This is a genomic window from Bacillus sp. M6-12, assembly GCF_002860285.1.
Taxonomy (GTDB): Bacteria; Bacillota; Bacilli; order Bacillales; family DSM-1321; genus Peribacillus.
This window is the reverse complement of sequence record NZ_PGVF01000016.1, coordinates 61,044-79,491: the sequence shown is the minus strand read 5'-3', so window position 1 is coordinate 79,491 and position 18,448 is coordinate 61,044. Positions and strand designations below refer to the sequence as shown.

Below are 18,448 nucleotides of genomic sequence, written 5' to 3'. Positions count from 1 at the left end.
TTTTACTTGAATGGGTTTGGATTTAATTTGCAATTTTTAGATCGAAAACCAAATTAAGAACCAGGCACTAGAAAAAATTTTAATCATATATAGGTGATATCCCGTGCAAAATTTTTGAGGAGGATATCATGAAACCTATGTTACCTATGGAAAAATATTTCGGTAAGTTTGAACTAGTTCATGAATTTTATGGAGCTATGCCGACAGGTGTTAGTGTATCAGAAACCGGTCGTATTTTCGTTTGCTTTCCGAAATGGGGAGACGACGTTAAATTCACAGTGGCGGAAATTGTTGGGGATACTTTGCAGCCTTATCCTAATATTGAAACCAATTTGGGTAATCAAGGTAATATCACAATGTCTTTCATCAGTGTCCAAAGTATAGTTGCGGATGGAAGGGGAACTCTTTGGGTATTAGATACAGCGGCACCGAATTTTTCTGTACCAATTAAAGGAGGGGCAAAATTAGTCGCTGTTGATTTAAAAACCAATACAATAAGAAAAGTTTATACCTTTACAGAAGATGTTGTCCTGCCAACAACTTATCTGAATGATGTCCGATTTGATTTTCGTGTTGGAAAAGCGGGTTATGCATATATAACGGATTCATCTTCCAAAGGACCAGGAGCTATTATCGTTGTAGATTTAGAAAATGGAAACGCGTTTAGACGGTTAAATGGAGCAAATTCAACTTCACCCGATCCATATTTTTTACCGAAAGTAGAAGGTGAAATTTTGATGAACCGAAACAAAGATGGTTCAACATCTCCATTTAGATTGGCGTCTGATGGTATAGCGATTTCTCCCGATGGAAAGATTTTATTTTTTTGTCCACTTACCAGTCGCCATTTGTTTTCGATCTCAACAGAAGCTCTAAGGGACAGAACGATACCGGACATGGATTTAGCTTATCAGGTGAAGTACTGGGGAGAAAAAGGTGCGTCTGATGGAATGATCACTGGTGCAAAAGGAACGATTTATGCCGGAGACTATGAAAACAACAGTATTCGAAAGATATTGCCGAATGGCACAATGAAAACAATCACTCATGATCCTAGAATTTTATGGCCAGATACTTTTTCAATTGGGCCGGATCAATACTTATATGTCATTGTGAACCAATTACATCGGCAGGCAAGGTTTCATTATGGAAAAGACCTGCGACAGAAACCTTATAGTTTACTTCGTATGAAAATTGACGAATTCCCTGCTCCTACCTTTTCGTAATAAAAAAATAGTTGAATATTTTTTTACATTACGTCAGGAGAGGTTTAATCTGTTATTAGTTTTTATCCGGGAATTAGCTGACGATTCTGCCTTCATATTAAAACTGATATATTACCGACCATTTCACAAAATCGTTTTTAGGAACAGTTTTGTCAATGTTAAACTGTTCCTAAAAATTTTCTATAAATTAGGTAGGTTTAATGCTGTATTAATATTATTCAGATCCAAATTGATTTGCTCGTTCGTATCCCAAGCGTGGTACCATCCCTTTTCTACCATATAACTAGAAATTTGCTCATGCATATCAATAGCTTCCACCAAGTGACGAGTTAGAATCTCTTTAACTTCAGGTGTTCCTGATTCGGTAACTGCCATTGCATAATTTCTAACTCCACTTTTAGCTGAAATCAACAAATCCATGGCAACTACTTGATCAGATAGTGCATTCATGCCAGTTATGTTTTGAATTATCGGATTCATGTTTATTCATCTCCTAATTAATGCCTTGCATTGGATAAAATAGAGGTAAATTCCTGTAACTGTCTTGTTGATAAATCAATGTCCTGCTGCATAATATCTTTTAACTTCTGATCCGAAACTAGAGCCTTCAATGTTTTGGACTTAGTCAAACAAGTGGTTTTAAATGCAGCCATTTCATGGACCTCAAGAACTTCATGTAAGGCGTAGTTCATTTTTAAAACCTCCTTTTCTTATGGTTTCAATACGACTTTGATACAATTATCTGTTCTTGTATCAAAGATTTCATAGCCACGTTTGGCTTCACTAAGTGGAAGTACATGACTCACCACATCACCTGGATCAATTTTACCTGTTGAAACTAATTCAAACATATAGGGCATATAGTGAATAACAGGGGCTTGTCCAGTACGGATGTTGACATTACGATTCATGATGTCACCCATTGGGAACCCATTATATTTTCCGCCATAAACGCCTGTAACTTGGATGGTCCCGCCTTTTCGAACGGCCTGTGTAGCCATGATAAATGGACCAAATGCTCCGCTGTGAAGTTTTAATCCGCTCGCAAGGAACTCTAAATCCGTCATTTTACCATCCATGCCAACCGCGTCAATGACAACATCAGCACCGCCCTTTGTCATTTCTTTCAGATGTTCGCCTGGATGTTCAAATTTTTCAAAATTAACAATTTCTACTTTATTCGTGCGTTTCGCGTGCTGCAAACGATAGTCAATATAATCTACGGCAATAACACGCTTTGCCCCTTTTAACCAGCAGAATTTTTGAGCGAAAAGCCCAACTGGACCGCAGCCAAGAACAATAACTGTATCTCCATCCTTTACCCCCGCATTGTCAACACTCCAAAATGCGGTGGTCATTGCATCAGCAATAACAGATAGCTTTTCATCTGGTTCTTCACAGGTCTCTGGAATTTTGAAATGAGTAAAGTTGGCAAAAGGCACTCTCAAATATTCTGCTTGCCCACCTGGGTAACCACCAGTCGTACCTGAATATCCGAAATAAGCTCCCATATCGCCATTATCGTTAGAATTATCACATTGACTCTCCAAATGGTTTTTACAGAAAAAGCATTCACCGCATGCGATATTAAATGGAATAATGACACGATCTCCCTTTTTTACCTTGGTAACTTCTGGTCCAACCTCTTCCACAATGCCCATTGGTTCATGACCAATAACATAGTTTTCCTGCAAATTAGGAATCATACCATGAATCAAATGTAAATCGGAACCACAGATAGCGGTACTGGTTACTCTAATAATCATATCATCAGGCTTTTGAATCTTCGGATCTTCAACTTCCTTAACCTCAACATTTTTGATACCTTGATACGTTACCGCCTTCATGCAATGAAGCCTCCTTTATTTATGTTCATCAGGTGTCCGATCAAACATCCCTTTTCGGTTCATGTCAGCGGGGAATAAATTCATGTTGCCAATCATGATCGTATTCTTCGCAGAGAGCTGATCTAGTTGATACTGTTCACTTAGTTCATATGGATGGAACCATTTTTTACTAATCATAAGTTCTGTAATTTCTTGATGCATGGCAATCCCTTGCATCAGCTGGTTCCTCAAAAGGGCCCTCACATCAGGAGATGCGGCCTCCGTTAATGCCACAGCAATATTTCGAACCCCCTCTTTTGCACGAAGGAGAAAATCCATGGCAAAGGTGGTATCTGCCAGCTCAGGTACATTTAACGAGTTTATTGGATCTAAATGGTCATTGTTCAATGTCTTTTCCTTCCTTTCAATTTACTATTGGTGTTGGGCGACTTTCAGGAACAGGAGCTTCAAAAGGTGCTCGTTCATAAATTTTCTGTAACTCTCCAAGCGCTTGCTTAGATTGATCAACATCTTTTTGCATTAATGCTCTAAGATCGTTATCAAAAACTAACCCTTGCATTAATTTAGACTTCGCTAAACAAAGTGTTTTAAAATTAATGACTTCATGCAAGTCTAAAGATTCATGGGCAGCTAATTTTTGATTATCCATTCTTATTCACCCTCCATGTATTGAATTATTACATTGGTAGTATGCTGAAAAACAGAGGTTTCATTCCCTGAGTTCACCATAAAAAAGATAATTGAGGTATGGTAAAAGCGTGTAAGGTGCATCTTGTAGTCCAAAATTGCCCTTAAACATAATAAAAAGACGATTTTAAATCACAAATCGTCTTTTCCATGCACAAAAAGTTAAATTCTTTTTTCTGCATTTTTTTTGCTGTTTTAAATGAAAAAGCGCATTACCTGACATGCTATCAGTCTCCACATAAAAAAAATTTCTCGGCACGTGACTTCTAAGCTAAAATTTCATTACTATTTTTGAAAAGTTAAACCGGTGAATAATATGCGCATGGTATCAGTTGCAAATCTCATCCAGGGATGGTTATAGCAAAAACCAATACATACCGTAGATGTTAGATGAAAATAGCAGAACAAGCAGACATTCCGAATAGTACCTGCAGAAGGTATTTATCAGCGTTTGAACTAACATTGCTGCCAGGGATTTAGATATCAATGACAGCATCCCATTTGAAGTCCGTTTGCAGGCGAATCAGCTATCCAAATATTTTCCCAGCATATCAGATAATGCCCTAAGTGTTCCCAAATGATGATATTGAAACGTTTTACTTTAACTTATCCTGTTTGATCCTCTAATATCTTTATTGGGAAACCAATTATTCCATATATTAAATTCCCCATGATCTTTTTTATCTTCAATTTAGTAAAATAACCCTTATAAGTAAAAAAGCTCATAAATTTAATATGAGCTTTAACCTGTTTCTATTCAAATTTAGGATTTTGTCCGTATTGATTAGATCCACTCTCACTGTCCATGAAAGTGTATATAAGAATAAGTAAAGATCCTAATAGGGGAATTAAACTAACCAGCAGCCACCATCCACTGCGTCCGGTGTCGTGTAATCTCCGAACCGTGACAGCGAGAGACGGTAATAAGATAGCCAGAGAAAATAGTCCTGTTAATACTGCTGGGATACCTAAAATTAACTCAATTACTGTAAGTACGAGAGAAATAATGGCACTGAATAGGATGAACATCCAATATTCTTTTCTCCTGGCTCGACCTTTAAATCCAACATAATTTTTTAAGGCTTTTAAAAACCACTGCATAGATGAACCTCCATGATAGCTATTAATAACCAAAGTATTATAGCATGAAGGTATTCACTTTGTTTATAGTTAAATATTCACATATATGAAGTAGTTCAGAAAAAAATTAGAGAACAGAACTATGGATAAATAGAGTTTAGCTCCAACTCAAAGGAATATACCTCAAACCATTAGAAGCACACTTTTTTAAAATTACTGACCTCATTTCAGAGTTACATAATGAATCAGATATCCAATCTGCTGCGAGTGACGAAATGGCGCCCCTAACTTATGCCCAGCAACCTGCTATTGTTCCAGCGATCAGCAAAATCCCTGCTGCAATTGTTCCTGCTGTATTAAAAACCGCTAATATACTTACATCAGCACTCGGAGTTGTGACGGTAAATCCGCAATGCTGGGCAAAAGGGATAAGATGTGTATCCATTAATCCAGTCGTTGTAAAACCAAAAACAAAGAATGGAAGGATAAGTTTAAATTTCTGAATTAAATTATACCCTTCCCCCTGCCTTTTGGTGTTAATCTCTCTCATGTTTCTTGATTATCTTGGTTTTTCTTTTTCGTTAAACATGATATATATAATCCTCTGGTATGACTCGCTTTAAAAAATGTTGTGTTCTTTCTTCTTTTGGCCTTGGTAAAATTTCCTTAGGAGAATTCTCTTCTACAATGACGCCGCCATCCATAAATATGACTCTGTTTGCTACCTTCTTTGCAAAAGACATTTCATGCGTGACAACTAACATGGTTGTTCCCTCTCTTGCAATATTCTTCATTACGGTTAATACTTCACCGACTAATTTTGGATCAAGCGCAGATGTTGGTTCATCGAATAAAATAATATCTGGTTGTAATTCCAAAAAATTAATGCATTAACTTAACCTTTAATCTAGTATCAAGTTTTTTAAACTTAGATTTCTGCATTGTTTACACGTTTTCTCTTTGCTCAACTGGAGATGAAAGAACTATTAACGTCGAAGACTTTCCATATGTTATTGTTTGATCGATAAACGATTCAAGTGTAGTTACATCATTAGTAATAAGTTTAACCAGATAACTGTATTGACCTGCAAGTCGATGGCATTCAGCAACGTCTTTATATGATTCACAAAACTGGACAAATTGTTTACATTTGTGAGTATCGAATAAAATGTAAGCCATAATATTTTTCCCAAGCTGCTTGTGGCCTACTTTTGCAGTGTAACCTTCTATTACACCTCTTTCTTCCAACTTTTTGATTCTTTCGGTAACTGATGGAGCCGACAGTCCAATACTCTTTCCTAAATCAGTCATTGATATTCTTGAGTTTTTAGTGATGCTTTGTAAAATTAATTTATCAATTTCATCCATATTAGTGCCTCCTTAAAAATTTAGGTAAATCACTAAAAAAACATTAGAAAAAATTGTATTTTATTGTTTTTGCTTACATTATCCGATGTTCGAAACAAAATTTCAATTGTAAAATATAATTATCAATTTATTAAAGGAGAATCAATATGGAAAATCAAAAGCTGGCACAAAATGTTCCGCTCATTATTATTGATGTACAGAAGTTCTTCTTAAATCCCAAGTGGGGAAAGCGCAATAATACTAACGCTGAAAAAAATATGCTTATGCTTCTGAGCAAATGGAGAGAAGGAAAACGTCCGGTCATTTTTATACAACATATCTCTAACACACCTCCTGAAACATGGTCAGATCATGAAAGAGAATCAAGGGCATTCAAGGAAGGGTTTGAGCCGCTTCCTCATGAACCAGTCTTTCAGAAAACAGTTAATAGTGCCTTCATTGGAACGGAATTGGAGAAATGCCTCCGTGAAATGAATGTCCCTCAAGTAGTTATTGTTGGTTTAACCACTAACCACTGCGTTGAGACAACTACAAGGATGGCTGGAAATCTTGGTTTTTCCCCCTACCTTGTATCTGATGCAACAGCTACCCATGACCGTGTTGGTCCGGACGGACGGCTCTACCTAGCTCAAGATATTCATGACATGACAATGGTAAATCTTCATGAAGAATTTGCATCAATTATAAACACCTCGGACTTGTTGGAACTTCTTTAAATAGTAAAGGGGCAAAATTAGAATTTGCCCCTTTTCCCTCAACTATATGGATTTAACATTCAAATTAGCTTCTTCTACTTAAATTCTTACAACTTTCCCTCTTGTACTAGCAAAAAATTATTTTTGAAATCAATATACTTCTACCCTTTCAACAACGAGTTGTTCATTTTAATTAGACAAAACTAGTTCCTCTGAGACTTCCTTTTACTATCAAATTTAAGAAAAGATTCACAATTTGAGTGGTTTGGTGTTAACACTCTTGGAAATAGTGCCAGCCCTGAACCGAATGGAGGATGGGTGAATCATCAATTATCAATTGTTCATAGCTTGATCCAGCACTCTTTGAAACAAGAGGAAATACAGGCCTTTTTTCAATGTTATATGCAATAATTTCACCACTAAAAGGTCAAGAATAGGTGAAAAATAAAGCTTTTAGTACCTGAATCCAATTTAAATGACTTATTGCATTAGAAACTGTGTTAAATCGTTTCTTTTGCATACTGCTTATTGTCAGTAATGCCACTAAAGTGCGATTCTTCTTTTTGTGCAACGTACAAGAGGTCTGACTCACTGTTATTATCCGAACATGAAGTTTCATGTTTTGGATTAACTGAAAGCCAGACCCCTGCTTTTATATTTACAATAAACAATTTACATTAAGAATACTTTTTACACGTTTTGTTCCTTTAATGCAACTTTTCTCTCCATTTGTTCCTCTTCTTCGGGCAGTTTCATGAATTTCATTAAAACGGCTCCGCTAAAATATAGGATAGCGAATATCCAAATTACCCCTTCAGCACCAATACTATTGATGAACAAACCAACAATTGCCGGAGCGATGAAGTAAGACATCCCTGCGCCAAAGCTTACAATCGCCATAGCTGATCCTTTTTGATCGGGTGCTAAAGCAGTTACTAGCGCGGAAAGTGGTACGAAGCCACAAAGAACAATTCCAAAAATTATTGCCACCAATGTCATGACCCAGAAATTATGGCCAACGATCTGCGGTGTATAAAATATTACCAATGTCATGACACCGCAGCCGACACTGCCGAGCCACTGAACTGTCCTGCGCCAGCCGAACCATCTGTCACTGATGTATGGGATGATCAGGTTAAATATAATGTTCGCAAACCAAAAGGTTCCCCAAATTGTCAGCCATTCTCCAGTAGTATAATTATATTCGGAAGCCAAATAAATAGGGAAAAAGATAGGAAGTGCCCCTACTCCGACTGAATTGATGATACGAACCAGTCCGCCAATTGCCACTTTTGGCTTTTCAATGCAGATCGTAAATCCGCTCAATAGACTTTTAAGTTTATCCTTTGCGTCACCCTTGTTCTCGCTAACTTTGTCATTGCCGACAACTAAAAGCCCAGCAATTCCGCCAACCAGAACCCAGATAACCGCACTCCACAACAGTCCCATATATCCAATGCGATCAGTCATGAAAGCAGGGAAATAACTTCCTACCACATACAGTCCGCCGCTCCATGCAGCCCAGAACAGGCCGACTGCTGTAGCCATAATTCGCTTCGGACTGCGATACGTTACCCACACTAAAAACGAATAACAAAAGAAAGGATAGCCAATCCCACGGAGCGCATAGGTTGGAAGCATCGCTGCAAAACTATGCTGCTTTAAACCTAATTCAATGAAAAGGATTTGGCCAACCAGCCAGGTGACCAGCCCGATAAGCATAACCTTTCTTGGCCCCCACATTTCCGTAAGTACTCCAGAAAAGTAAGCTGCAACCGCCAATACTGCTCCATAGGCTGTAAAAAGTGTTGCTGCCTGTTGAACGGTCAACCCCTGTTCAATTAAATAAGGAGACAGCCATGCATGTTCGAGACCATCACCAGCCATAAAAACAAGCATTGCGACAAAGCCCCAAACCATTTTTGCAGGCAGGCCGCCAATCGTACGTGTATTGTCTAAGCCTGGGTTCATTTCTTAACACCTCATTGTAGTTTATTCCTTAGTTGCCAGGGACCCCTCATCGAGTGTCTACATTCGGTATAAACAAGAATTTATCAATTGCGTTACTATATTAATTACTGCTTGAATCCATTTCCCGCTTGTTTTTCATAGATCTTCAAGATCGCATCCGGTGCCACATTGGGATATGACAGATATATTGAAAATTCCGTTTAGGCGGGACATATATTTGAACGGAAATACCAGAAATCAAAGCTTCCATTACATTCGTTTTGAAAAAAGCACAAATCATTACATAATTTTTTTCTGGAAGACAAGGGAATGTTCCTTTGCTCCGTGACATACTGTTTTGTTTTTTAATTTCACTGGAAACCTTGTATAATAGCAAATTATTATGATGCATATCATTGTTTTTTGTGAGAACGTTTTCTTAAGTAAATAAAAATTGCCGTTCTACATCAAAATCTTAAGGGAGGCTGCTTGAAAGCAGCCCCTAGTACATTAAAATCTGCCCACTTTGTTTCTATTTACAGCTTTACCCATTGACCTTTTTCAGCTGATTCAAGGATGGCATCTGCAATCAATTCGATTTGATATCCATCATTGAAGTTTGGAGAAGCTTGCGTGTCTTCTACAATCGCTTTAAAGAAATCGTGAGTTTCAATGATTTTTGTTTCTCCGTAACCAATACCGAGTGCAGGAATTGGCCATAATGCTTCTCCATATGGTGTAGCCGGACCAGTATATACTGTTCTAAAACCTTTAGCATCGCTTGGATCATCAGCGAAAGACACTTGAAGCTCATCTCGGCGCTCATAGTTGAAAACGAGGGACCCTTTTGTACCATGGATTTCAAACGTAAGGAAGTTGTTGCGTCCCCATGCATTACGTGTTGCTTCAATCGTTCCGATTGCTCCGTTATCAAACTTAACCATTGTGATGAACTCATCATCTACATCTACAGTTCCTTTTGGAGTATCTTCTGCACTACTCTTAACAGTACCAAGCTTGTCTACTCCGCCGGATTGTAGTGGACGTTCAGGAATCCATGTTTTAGTCATGGCATTTACGTCTGTAATTTCCCCAACAAGATAGCGGGCAAAATCAACTACGTGTGTTCCGATATCACCTAAAGCACCGGACCCGGCAATTTTCTTCTGGAAACGCCATGAAAGCGGTGAGTTTGGATCAGCAGACCAATCTTGCAGATATGTGCCGCGGAAGCTGAGGATTTCTCCGATTCTTCCTTCTTCAATATATTTTTTAGCAAGTGCAACAGCAGGGGTTCTTCTATAATTGAAAGCAACCGCATGTTTTACGCCTGCAGCTTGTACAGCTTCCAGCATAGTTTTTGCTTCTTCCGCACCGAGGGCAAGCGGTTTTTCAGAAATAATATGTTTGCCGGCTTTTGCCGCGGCAATTGCAATTTCAGCGTGAGTATTATTTGGAGTACAAATGTCAATGATATCGATTTCAGGATCGTTGACTACCGCTCTCCAGTCAGTTGAGTAATTATCAAATCCTAATTTTGCAGCTGCATCTTTTGCCAATTCTTCATTAACATCCACGACTGTATGGCGGTGCGGGATTGCCGGTGCCGGCCAGAAAAACATTGGCATTGCTGCATATGCAAGTGCATGCGCTTTCCCCATAAATCCTCCGCCAATCATACCTACGTTCAATTTTTTCATGATTTTATCCTCCTTTAAATTAACTGATAAGTATTTATGTTATTCGTCATATATCTGAAACTTCCGGATTATTTCCCTACACAAGGTCCGCCAAAAACTTACGGCTAATTTCAGCGCCTTTTTTTGGATCCGCATAGCTGTCTAACTCTACAGTAATCCAGCCGTCATAGCTTGCTTCATTTAGAACTTTCAGCATTTCATCAAATTTTTGATTTCCTTCGCCTAACGGCAAGAACTCACCGTCTTTATAATCTTTAAAATGTACGTATTTAATACGATCTGCGTATTTATTAATAACCTCAACCGGATCTCCGCCGCCTGCTTCAATATGAGCAGTGTCCGGCACTAAATTTATCTTTGTTAATGGCATAAGTTTATCTAGCTGTTCTGGAGCTTGGACACATGTACCAAGATGCGGATGATAGCTTGGTACAAGGTTGTATCTTTCAGCGATCTCTATCACTGTGTTAAGAGCGTCCCCTAATGCTTTGTAATCGCTCTCTTTAACGCCATTGGCGCGGATGGCTCCACCGCCGATAACAAGATGTTCTGCACCTAATTCAGAAGCAAATGCGGCAACGCTTTCAATTTTGGCCAATTCTTCTTCTAATATGTCAGGAAAAATAAAGTTTCCACCGGTATACACGCCAACAAATTTCAAAGAGAGTTCATTCATTAGTGACTTGAATTCTTCTTTCTTATCTATATACTGCATTAGGTTTCCATCAAATAGTTCGAAACCTTCATACCCTGCAGCTGCAATATCCCTTAGTGCTTCTTCTGTAGAACCAGGAGTAAGATAATACAGATCCTTTACTGAAGTAACGCCGGCAGGATGGCCAACTACGCCGCCCCATGTATTTGTTTGATAGCCTAGTTTCATTATTTATCCCTCCACTATTCTTTAAAAAGGTTCTGTTATGAATTGAAGCTGCGTTCCGCTTCACCTCCTAAGGTCTTCATAACATCACAGGTTGTTATTCACCTGAATGTATCTTGAAACATGTAATCGATTACATCAGCTTTTAAAAAAAGATTGATAATATTTACAAACGCATATCATTCATTTTATTGTCTTTTAGTCTTTGTGTTTTGATCAACCATAGTGACTTACTAAAAATAATGATACCGTTTTCAACCTTCATATCAATTGAATATTATTTAAACAATTAATACTGTATGAACTATTGTAATCGATTACATTAATAAATACAATCTTTTTATCTTACTTTTTATATTCATTTTTTGGACAAATTACAATTCTATCAATCTATAAATAACACTGCTTCATTTTAGCAGCTCTGTTGTTTATAGATGAAGAACCTTACGCCCACCACATTTCTGTCATTTGCTCCTTGAACATTACGCTTTTAAGCAAGCTGATTGCCTTACCTAGGCCTTCATCAACGGAAGCAAGCATATCCTCATGCTCAATTGATATCACATAGTCATAACCTATAGCCCGAAGAGTACTGACGATATCCTTCCATGCCTTTTCATCCTGGCCATATCCTACTGACCTGAATGACCATGAACGGTTTACAATATCACTGTAATGCTTGGTATCCAAAACACCGTTAATTTGAATATTAGCTTGATCCAAATACGTATCTTTGGCGTGAACATGAAAAATTGCTTTTTCCTGCCCAAGTTTTTTTATGGCTTCTACCGGATTTATTCCCTGCCAAATAAGATGGCTTGGATCAAAATTCGCACCAATTACTGGTCCTACATTCGCTCTTAATTTCAATAATGTTTCAGGATTATAAACCACAAATCCCGGATGCATTTCAAACGCAATCTGGTTGATTCCATGAGACTCGGCATACTTTGCTTCTTCTTTCCAATAAGGTATTACTACCTCATTCCACTGCCAATTTAGAATTTCTGTGTATTCAGGCGGCCAGGAACACGTTACCCAGTTTGGAAATTTTGAACCAGGATGGTCGCCAGGACATCCCGAAAAACCATTAATTACTGGAATCTCTAACCGTTCTGCCAGCAAGACAGTTTTTTTCCAGACTTCATGTGAATCTTTTGCTACCTTTTTATCTGGATGAAGAGGGTTGCCATGACAACTTAAACCACTAATCGTCAAACCCCTGCTATTGACTGCTTTTTGGAATAACTTTAATTTTTCCGGACTGTTTAATAACTCATCCGGGTTACAATGGCTGTTCCCCGGATAATTGCCTGTCCCCAATTCAACTGCCTCTACTCCCATTTCAGCAAGCTTATCCAGCATGGCTTCAAAAGGCAGATTCTGATAAAGCGGAGTAAATACACCTAGTTTCATGATTGAACCTCCTGTTGAACTTTTACCCATTTTTGCTGTTGATGGCTTTCCAGAATCGCATCCGTGATGCACATTGAAATATGACCATCTTCAAATGTCGCAAAATTTGTTTTATCCTTCGCCGGATCTTTGCCTTCTCTAATGAAGGTATAATAATTCAGCATCATATTTTTTAAAGCATCTGGCCAGCCTTCATTATGGCCGCCAGGATGATGGATCGCTGATCTTGCTCCCGGTGAAAACAGAGCAGCGTCGGCGAGAAGCAGTTCATTTGGATTGTCTCTATGTCCAATCCATAGCTTTTCAGGTTCTTCCTGATTCCAGAATGCAGAGCTTTTGCTTCCGGAAATTTCAAAGCTAAGCCTGTTTTTCCGTCCAGCACTTACTTGTGATACTGTAAATACACCTTTTGAACCATCTTCAAAGCGGACAAGCACGGATGCATAGTCCTCTGTATTAATCGGAACATCTTCATATGTGACTTCTTCAGTGTTCTGTGCGCCAAATGTATCTACATTCGACGTTGGCTTCTTTCTTACTGGAATCACTGTGGCTAAATCGGCAAATACCTCGACTATTTTTTTCCCGATCACATATTGAACGGTGTCGCACCAATGGGAACCGATGTCCGCGACAGCACGTGTTTTGCCGCCGACCTCAGGGGCTAAGCGCCAATTAAAATCTGTTTCATACAACAGCCAATCCTGCAAGTAGCTTCCGTGGACCAAGTACACCTTGCCCAGATCTCCGTGTTCGATTTTTGCATGAAGGTTTTGCACGCTAGGGAACTGTCTGTAATTAAAGTTAACACCGTGAACGACACCATGCTCTTGTGCCAATGCCAGTAACTCGGCTGATTCTTTGCTATCCATAGCGAGCGGTTTTTCAGATAGCACATGCTTGCCTGCCAAAATAATCTCTCTATTAATCTCAAAGTGCAAATTGTTCGGCGTACAATTATGGACAACCTGAATTTCACTGTCGTTCAGCATGTCGCGGAAATCGCCATACGCCTTTGGAATTCCAAGTTCAGCCACCTTTTTTTCCGCTGATTCCTGGCTGCTCCCCGCCAGAGCCACTACTTCTACAAAACCAAGCCTTCGGATCGCTTCAATATGAGTTGGTCCGATAAAACCGGTTCCGATAACTCCTACCTTAATTTTTTCCATTGGTTGTCCTCCTCATTACCATACTGGTACTCTACGATACGTATTCGCCGTGACACATGTTAGTTATTCTATTTCCAGACAAAGAATTATTGTAATCGATTACATTTAAATTTAAAATTTTTTCACTAGTGTTATATTGTTGCTTGATCAATCTATATGTTTATTGTAATCGATTACATTAAATCTAGCAACATTTTTGCATTGTTTTTTAAACACTTTTTCTCTTATTTCCGGCAGACATAACATAAGGCTGACCAAGAGCAATGTATTGGTCAGCCCACATTAGCGTATTCTTTTTAATTTGTATATAAAACGACTTAATAACTACACAAAAACCCACCATGCGAGGAGATTTTTAAAACGTCTATTTTTATTGACTTGCTACAGAACCGCCATCTACACGGAGGTTGACTCCATTAATAAAGGAAGCTTGACTTGATGCCAGATACACTACTGCGGAAGCCACTTCTTCTACTGTTCCTGGACGTTTTACTTCAACATGAGGCCTATTTTCCTTTAAAAATTGCAAAACCGCGTCCTCATAGGTTATGTTCTGTTTTTCGGCGTTTTCTTTTAACAGGTTCTCCAGCATTGGAGTCATAATGAAAGCCGGAGAAACGGTATTTACTAAAATTCCCTGTTCGGCATATGCTTTGGACAGGCTTTTCGTAAAATTATTAAGCGCCGCTTTTGAAGCATTATAATGAGGCATAAAGGCATCGGGCTGTATGCCAGATTCCGAAGATATATTAATAATCCGACCGTATTTTTCTTTTTTCATATAAGGGATTACCGCTTTTGTTATGCGCACCGCTCCAAATAGGTTAATATCAAAAAGCCTCTGCCAGTCCTCTATTTCCAAGGATTCAAAATCATCAAAGCCACTCGCGACACCTGCATTATTGACAAGAATATCAATTGTTTTGTAGTGTTCAATGGCTGCTGAAACCAGTTTGTCCACTTCATCCTGTTTGGATAAATCCGCTTGAATTGAAAGGATATTTCCACCGCTCTGCTTTATTTCAGTTTCTGCTTCGTTCAAAGCTTCAATGCCCCGGCCACAGATAACAACATTGGCTCCTTCAGCTGCCAAAGCCTTTGCAATGGCTTTACCAATTCCCTTGCTGCCCCCGGTTACAAGGGCTGTTTTGTTCTTTAAATCCAGCTTCACTCGTTATCATTCCTTTCATGATTCTTTATTTCAAAGCGGATGCTTCGAAAGATTCTACATGTATGGCTTCAAGCAAAAAGCGCTCTATATCCTTTACGAAAGATTTAAAATGAGCAGTTTCTTCATGTACCTGAATAGCTTCTTGATCTTTCCACTTCTCTACAAAAACAAAAGAATTTAACTGGTCCGGTTTCTCAAAAAATTCATATCTTAGATTTCCCTCTTCAGCTTGAGATGGCCCCATTACCTGTTTAACATGTTCAAGAAATTCTTGGCGCTGTTTCGGATCAACCTTGAAATATGCGTGAATGATTATCATGCAGGGTTCCTCCTCCTGAGTTTCATATACGTAATACATATTATCTCCTAATTTCTAAATAAAGTCTTACATTCAGCTTGATGCCTATGCAGTTTATCCGTTTCTTAGTAAATTGGCAGAAAAGCGCAAGCGCCTGACTGAGGAACGTCGACGTCAGCAATCCTGTGCAAGTCTGACAAGCATAGGACAAGAGCTGAGAGAGGGCGCTTTTTGCCTTCCGAAGCTATTGTTTATGACCTCGAAGGGCTGGGCGCTGGAGCTAGACATCATCCGATATCCATTTATGAGGAGAATCCTTTGCGTCTTCACTGGCCATTTGTATCACAACATTTATCTAATTCAATTTAGCACCAAGTAAAAATCGAGCGTGAACCAGCAGAAACAGAGGATGTTCCCAAATAGGGCACCCTCTGTTTGAAAATCCATCCTATTCTATGCGCATTCCACAGTCAGTCTTTATCGTTTAATCGTTTTACGACCGATAGCAACTGCTAGGATAATAATTAAACCTCTGACAATCATTTGTTGGCTAACGTCAAGTCCCATGATGATTAGCCCGTTATTTATCGTACCTATCATTAAGGATCCAATAACTGTCCCTACAACTGTTCCTACTCCGCCAGCAAGGGCCGTTCCGCCCAGAATGACAGCAGCAATAACAGAAAGCTCATCGCCTTCTCCAAATGTATACCGGCCTGCCTGCATACGGCCTGCATATAAAATACCTGCGAACCCGGCGGCTAATCCTGTACCGATAAATACCATCAGTTTAACTTTTGCGGTTTTTACCCCAGAGAATTTAGCGGCGCTTTCATTACCGCCTGTAGCAAGAGTTTGTCTGCCAAATGAAGTTTTTCGCAGCAGAATATGTCCCACTAATGCAAATACAAAAGTCCAAACCAACAAAATCGGTATCGGGCCAAGATCACCGGAACCGAAAAAGAAATTGAAGTTTTGGTCAAGAATCGGTACAGGTGCTGTATTGGTGGACCACATCGCCAATCCCCGGACAATCCCCATCATCCCAAGTGTAACAAGGAAAGAAGGGATGGCTACTTTTGTAATAAGAAGACCGTTAATGAGTCCAATTAAAATTCCAGTTCCCAAACCAACAACAACGCCGCCAAAAAGTCCAAATCCGGCTTGTATGGCCAATGCTGTAGTCAAAGAAGCCAAGGCTGTGATGGAACCAACCGATAAGTCAATTTCACCGGTACTGATAACAAATGTCATAGCGACTGCCATGATTGAGATCATGGCCGTTTGACGGAAAATATTCATTAAATTTTGCGATGATAAAAAGCCTTCATCAAATAAACTAATAGAAAAATAGACGAGCACACCTATGAAGGCAATATATACAATATAGTCCCGCCAATCAAATTTTTTTCCGGATTTATAAGGTGCTGCATTTATGGAATCCTTCATTTTAATATCCTTGGATAGCATGTTGAAGTTCCTCCTCCGCTTGAATTTCTATTCTATTTAGTTCTTTAACCACTCTTCCATCGTGCAATACGATGACTCTGTCACTTACCGCGAGGAGTTCAGGAAGTTCTGATGAAATAACTAAAATCGATTTTCCGCTATCAGCAAGTTCACGGATGATATCAATAATTTCTGTCTTTGCACCAATGTCTACACCAATGGTAGGCTCATCCAATATCAGAACATCCGGATCATTTGCCAGCCATTTTGCCAGCACAATTTTCTGCTGGTTGCCGCCTGATAACAAACTGGTTGTTTTATAAATATTATCCGTCTTGATGTTGAGTTTTTTCACTAATTCATTGGATAATTCTATAGCCCTGCGATCATCAACAAATGGTCCTTTTTTAAGTTTGGAGAGGATTGGAAGAATCATATTTTCCTTAACGCTATGGGCGAGCACAAGCCCCTGCACCCTTCGATCCTCTGGAATTAAAGCGAGTCCTGCTGAAATGGCATCTGTCGGATTTTTAATCGATTGCTTTTCCCCATTAATAAAAACTTCACCGCTGTCAATTGGGTCTATTCCAAAGATTGAACGGGCCACTTCCGATCTTCCGCTTCCCATCAAGCCTGCAATACCCAGGATTTCACCAGGATACAGTTTGAAACTTATATCGTTGACCCTAGAACCGGAAGCTAGATTCTTCACTTCCAATATTGGGTTTGAACCGTGTGGATAAGACCGTTCCTGCCATTCAAAAGCTTTATCCATTTCCGCACCAACAATATGCTGGATCACAGTTTCTAAAGGAATATCCTTACAATTTTCCGTAACCATATTTTTACCGTCGCGTAAAATGGTAATTCGGTCACAAATCTCAAATATCTCGTCCATACGGTGTGATATATATATAATAGAAATCCCTTTTCTTTTTAGCTTGTTAATGAATTTGAAAAGTATTTCCGTTTCATTCTTGGTCAATGAAGAAGTCGGTTCATCCATTATTAAAATTTTAGCTTCTTGCGAGAGGGCTTTTGCAATTTCAGTCATTTGCCAATATCCAACTCCAAGATTTCCTACTAATTCATTTGGGTTGATATCAACCTCTAACTCTTTTAAAAGTTCCCTTGTTTTTTCAACACACTCTTTGTCATTGAGGAATCCTAATGAAGTTTTTGCTTCTCTTGTTAAAAAGATATTTTCTGCAACGGTCAATGTCGGAATTAAACTGAATTCTTGAAAGATCATCGATATTTTATTAGCTCTGGCATCTTTCATGTCATTGATTGTTACCGGTTTCCCCTCAATTAAGACATCTCCGCCATCAGCTGTGTACACACCGGTTAATATTTTCATCAATGTAGATTTTCCTGCACCATTTCCCCCCATTAAGGCATGGACTTCGCCTTTTACGACGGAGAAATCAACTGACTTTAAAACCTCTATCCCATTAAAGGCCTTTGAAATATTTTTCATTGAAAGCATCGTTTGTTCCAACCAATTCACCT

19 protein-coding genes and 2 pseudogenes are annotated in these 18,448 nt (G+C 38.9%); 2 read left to right on the top strand and 19 right to left on the bottom strand.

Annotated features, from left to right (window positions below; all coding sequences use genetic code 11):
- Window positions 1-128 precede the first annotated feature (128 nt).
- A complete protein-coding gene (locus tag CVD28_RS18665; RefSeq protein ID WP_101594984.1) occupies window positions 129-1,226 on the top strand; it encodes an L-dopachrome tautomerase-related protein in 1,098 nt (365 codons plus the stop codon).
- Between the two features lie 180 nt (window positions 1,227-1,406).
- Here CVD28_RS18665 and CVD28_RS18660 read toward each other — a convergent pair whose 3' ends face one another.
- The 9 genes and pseudogenes from CVD28_RS18660 to CVD28_RS18620 form a co-directional block, all read right to left on the bottom strand.
- Window positions 1,407-1,706 carry a spore coat protein gene (locus CVD28_RS18660; protein ID WP_101594980.1) on the bottom strand — a complete coding sequence of 100 codons (300 nt, stop codon included), beginning with the start codon at window positions 1,704-1,706 and terminating at the stop codon, window positions 1,407-1,409.
- Between the two features lie 17 nt (window positions 1,707-1,723).
- A complete protein-coding gene (locus CVD28_RS18655; protein WP_101594976.1) occupies window positions 1,724-1,918 on the bottom strand; it encodes a hypothetical protein in 195 nt (64 codons plus the stop codon).
- A gap of 18 nt (window positions 1,919-1,936) precedes the next feature.
- Window positions 1,937-3,073 carry a zinc-dependent alcohol dehydrogenase gene (locus tag CVD28_RS18650; RefSeq protein WP_101594972.1) on the bottom strand — a complete coding sequence of 379 codons (1,137 nt, stop codon included), beginning with the start codon at window positions 3,071-3,073 and terminating at the stop codon, window positions 1,937-1,939.
- A 15-nt stretch (window positions 3,074-3,088) separates the two neighbouring features.
- On the bottom strand, window positions 3,089-3,460 hold the full coding sequence (locus CVD28_RS18645) for a spore coat protein (RefSeq protein WP_101594968.1): 372 nt from the start codon (window positions 3,458-3,460) through the stop codon (window positions 3,089-3,091).
- 16 nt (window positions 3,461-3,476) lie between these two features.
- Entirely contained in the window at window positions 3,477-3,722 is a 246-nt protein-coding gene (locus CVD28_RS18640; protein WP_101594966.1) for a spore gernimation protein GerQ, read from the bottom strand.
- Between the two features lie 791 nt (window positions 3,723-4,513).
- Window positions 4,514-4,861, bottom strand: a complete 348-nt coding sequence (locus CVD28_RS18635) for a DUF805 domain-containing protein (RefSeq protein ID WP_101594963.1) — start codon at window positions 4,859-4,861, stop codon at window positions 4,514-4,516.
- A 268-nt stretch (window positions 4,862-5,129) separates the two neighbouring features.
- Window positions 5,130-5,390 (bottom strand): hypothetical protein, encoded by a 261-nt coding sequence (locus CVD28_RS29125; RefSeq protein ID WP_101594960.1) that lies wholly within the window; start codon window positions 5,388-5,390, stop codon window positions 5,130-5,132.
- A 31-nt stretch (window positions 5,391-5,421) separates the two neighbouring features.
- Window positions 5,422-5,718, bottom strand: a pseudogene (locus tag CVD28_RS18625) (amino acid ABC transporter ATP-binding protein); the annotation flags it as partial.
- Between the two features lie 67 nt (window positions 5,719-5,785).
- Window positions 5,786-6,208, bottom strand: a complete 423-nt coding sequence (locus CVD28_RS18620) for an Lrp/AsnC family transcriptional regulator (protein ID WP_101594957.1) — start codon at window positions 6,206-6,208, stop codon at window positions 5,786-5,788.
- A 161-nt stretch (window positions 6,209-6,369) separates the two neighbouring features.
- Here CVD28_RS18620 and CVD28_RS18615 point away from each other — a divergent pair, with 161 nt between their 5' ends.
- A complete protein-coding gene (locus tag CVD28_RS18615; protein ID WP_374702552.1) occupies window positions 6,370-6,924 on the top strand; it encodes a cysteine hydrolase family protein in 555 nt (184 codons plus the stop codon).
- A gap of 265 nt (window positions 6,925-7,189) precedes the next feature.
- On the opposite strand, the pseudogene CVD28_RS28875 reads toward CVD28_RS18615, so the two are convergent.
- From CVD28_RS28875 to CVD28_RS18570, 10 genes and pseudogenes are all read right to left on the bottom strand, one after another.
- A pseudogene (locus CVD28_RS28875) lies at window positions 7,190-7,356 on the bottom strand (IS3 family transposase); the annotation flags it as partial.
- A 237-nt stretch (window positions 7,357-7,593) separates the two neighbouring features.
- A complete protein-coding gene (locus CVD28_RS18610; protein ID WP_101594949.1) occupies window positions 7,594-8,874 on the bottom strand; it encodes an MFS transporter in 1,281 nt (426 codons plus the stop codon).
- A gap of 515 nt (window positions 8,875-9,389) precedes the next feature.
- A complete protein-coding gene (locus CVD28_RS18605; RefSeq protein WP_101594946.1) occupies window positions 9,390-10,553 on the bottom strand; it encodes a Gfo/Idh/MocA family protein in 1,164 nt (387 codons plus the stop codon).
- Between the two features lie 76 nt (window positions 10,554-10,629).
- A complete protein-coding gene (locus CVD28_RS18600; RefSeq protein ID WP_101594942.1) occupies window positions 10,630-11,436 on the bottom strand; it encodes a sugar phosphate isomerase/epimerase family protein in 807 nt (268 codons plus the stop codon).
- A 441-nt stretch (window positions 11,437-11,877) separates the two neighbouring features.
- Window positions 11,878-12,849, bottom strand: a complete 972-nt coding sequence (locus CVD28_RS18595) for a sugar phosphate isomerase/epimerase family protein (protein WP_101594938.1) — start codon at window positions 12,847-12,849, stop codon at window positions 11,878-11,880.
- Entirely contained in the window at window positions 12,846-14,018 is a 1,173-nt protein-coding gene (locus tag CVD28_RS18590; RefSeq protein WP_101594934.1) for a Gfo/Idh/MocA family protein, read from the bottom strand. The genes CVD28_RS18595 and CVD28_RS18590 overlap by 4 nt, the downstream gene beginning before the upstream one ends.
- Window positions 14,019-14,388: 370 nt before the next feature.
- Window positions 14,389-15,189 (bottom strand): SDR family NAD(P)-dependent oxidoreductase, encoded by an 801-nt coding sequence (locus CVD28_RS18585; protein ID WP_101594930.1) that lies wholly within the window; start codon window positions 15,187-15,189, stop codon window positions 14,389-14,391.
- A gap of 25 nt (window positions 15,190-15,214) precedes the next feature.
- Complete coding sequence (locus CVD28_RS18580; protein WP_101594927.1) at window positions 15,215-15,508, bottom strand: putative quinol monooxygenase; 294 nt, start codon at window positions 15,506-15,508, stop codon at window positions 15,215-15,217.
- A 456-nt stretch (window positions 15,509-15,964) separates the two neighbouring features.
- Window positions 15,965-16,957 carry an ABC transporter permease gene (locus CVD28_RS18575; RefSeq protein ID WP_101594924.1) on the bottom strand — a complete coding sequence of 331 codons (993 nt, stop codon included), beginning with the start codon at window positions 16,955-16,957 and terminating at the stop codon, window positions 15,965-15,967.
- The gene (locus tag CVD28_RS18570; RefSeq protein ID WP_308315104.1) at window positions 16,938-18,446 is read right to left on the bottom strand and encodes a sugar ABC transporter ATP-binding protein; all 1,509 of its coding nucleotides are present in this window, start codon (window positions 18,444-18,446) and stop codon (window positions 16,938-16,940) included. The genes CVD28_RS18575 and CVD28_RS18570 overlap by 20 nt, the downstream gene beginning before the upstream one ends.
- Window positions 18,447-18,448 lie beyond the last annotated feature (2 nt).

Coding starts and splice junctions, on each gene's coding strand:
- CVD28_RS18605 (WP_101594946.1), bottom strand. CDS start 10,553: ATGAAAAAATTGAACGTAGGTATGATTGGCGGAGGATTTATGGGGAAA.
- CVD28_RS18575 (WP_101594924.1), bottom strand. CDS start 16,957: ATGCTATCCAAGGATATTAAAATGAAGGATTCCATAAATGCAGCACCT.
- CVD28_RS18590 (WP_101594934.1), bottom strand. CDS start 14,018: ATGGAAAAAATTAAGGTAGGAGTTATCGGAACCGGTTTTATCGGACCA.
- CVD28_RS18655 (WP_101594976.1), bottom strand. CDS start 1,918: ATGAACTACGCCTTACATGAAGTTCTTGAGGTCCATGAAATGGCTGCA.
- CVD28_RS29125 (WP_101594960.1), bottom strand. CDS start 5,390: ATGAGAGAGATTAACACCAAAAGGCAGGGGGAAGGGTATAATTTAATT.
- CVD28_RS18660 (WP_101594980.1), bottom strand. CDS start 1,706: ATGAATCCGATAATTCAAAACATAACTGGCATGAATGCACTATCTGAT.
- CVD28_RS18610 (WP_101594949.1), bottom strand. CDS start 8,874: ATGAACCCAGGCTTAGACAATACACGTACGATTGGCGGCCTGCCTGCA.
- CVD28_RS18665 (WP_101594984.1), top strand. CDS start 129: ATGAAACCTATGTTACCTATGGAAAAATATTTCGGTAAGTTTGAACTA.
- CVD28_RS18620 (WP_101594957.1), bottom strand. CDS start 6,208: ATGGATGAAATTGATAAATTAATTTTACAAAGCATCACTAAAAACTCA.
- CVD28_RS18600 (WP_101594942.1), bottom strand. CDS start 11,436: ATGAAACTAGGCTATCAAACAAATACATGGGGCGGCGTAGTTGGCCAT.
- CVD28_RS18595 (WP_101594938.1), bottom strand. CDS start 12,849: ATGAAACTAGGTGTATTTACTCCGCTTTATCAGAATCTGCCTTTTGAA.
- CVD28_RS18580 (WP_101594927.1), bottom strand. CDS start 15,508: ATGATAATCATTCACGCATATTTCAAGGTTGATCCGAAACAGCGCCAA.
- CVD28_RS18635 (WP_101594963.1), bottom strand. CDS start 4,861: ATGCAGTGGTTTTTAAAAGCCTTAAAAAATTATGTTGGATTTAAAGGT.
- CVD28_RS18640 (WP_101594966.1), bottom strand. CDS start 3,722: ATGGATAATCAAAAATTAGCTGCCCATGAATCTTTAGACTTGCATGAA.
- CVD28_RS18650 (WP_101594972.1), bottom strand. CDS start 3,073: ATGAAGGCGGTAACGTATCAAGGTATCAAAAATGTTGAGGTTAAGGAA.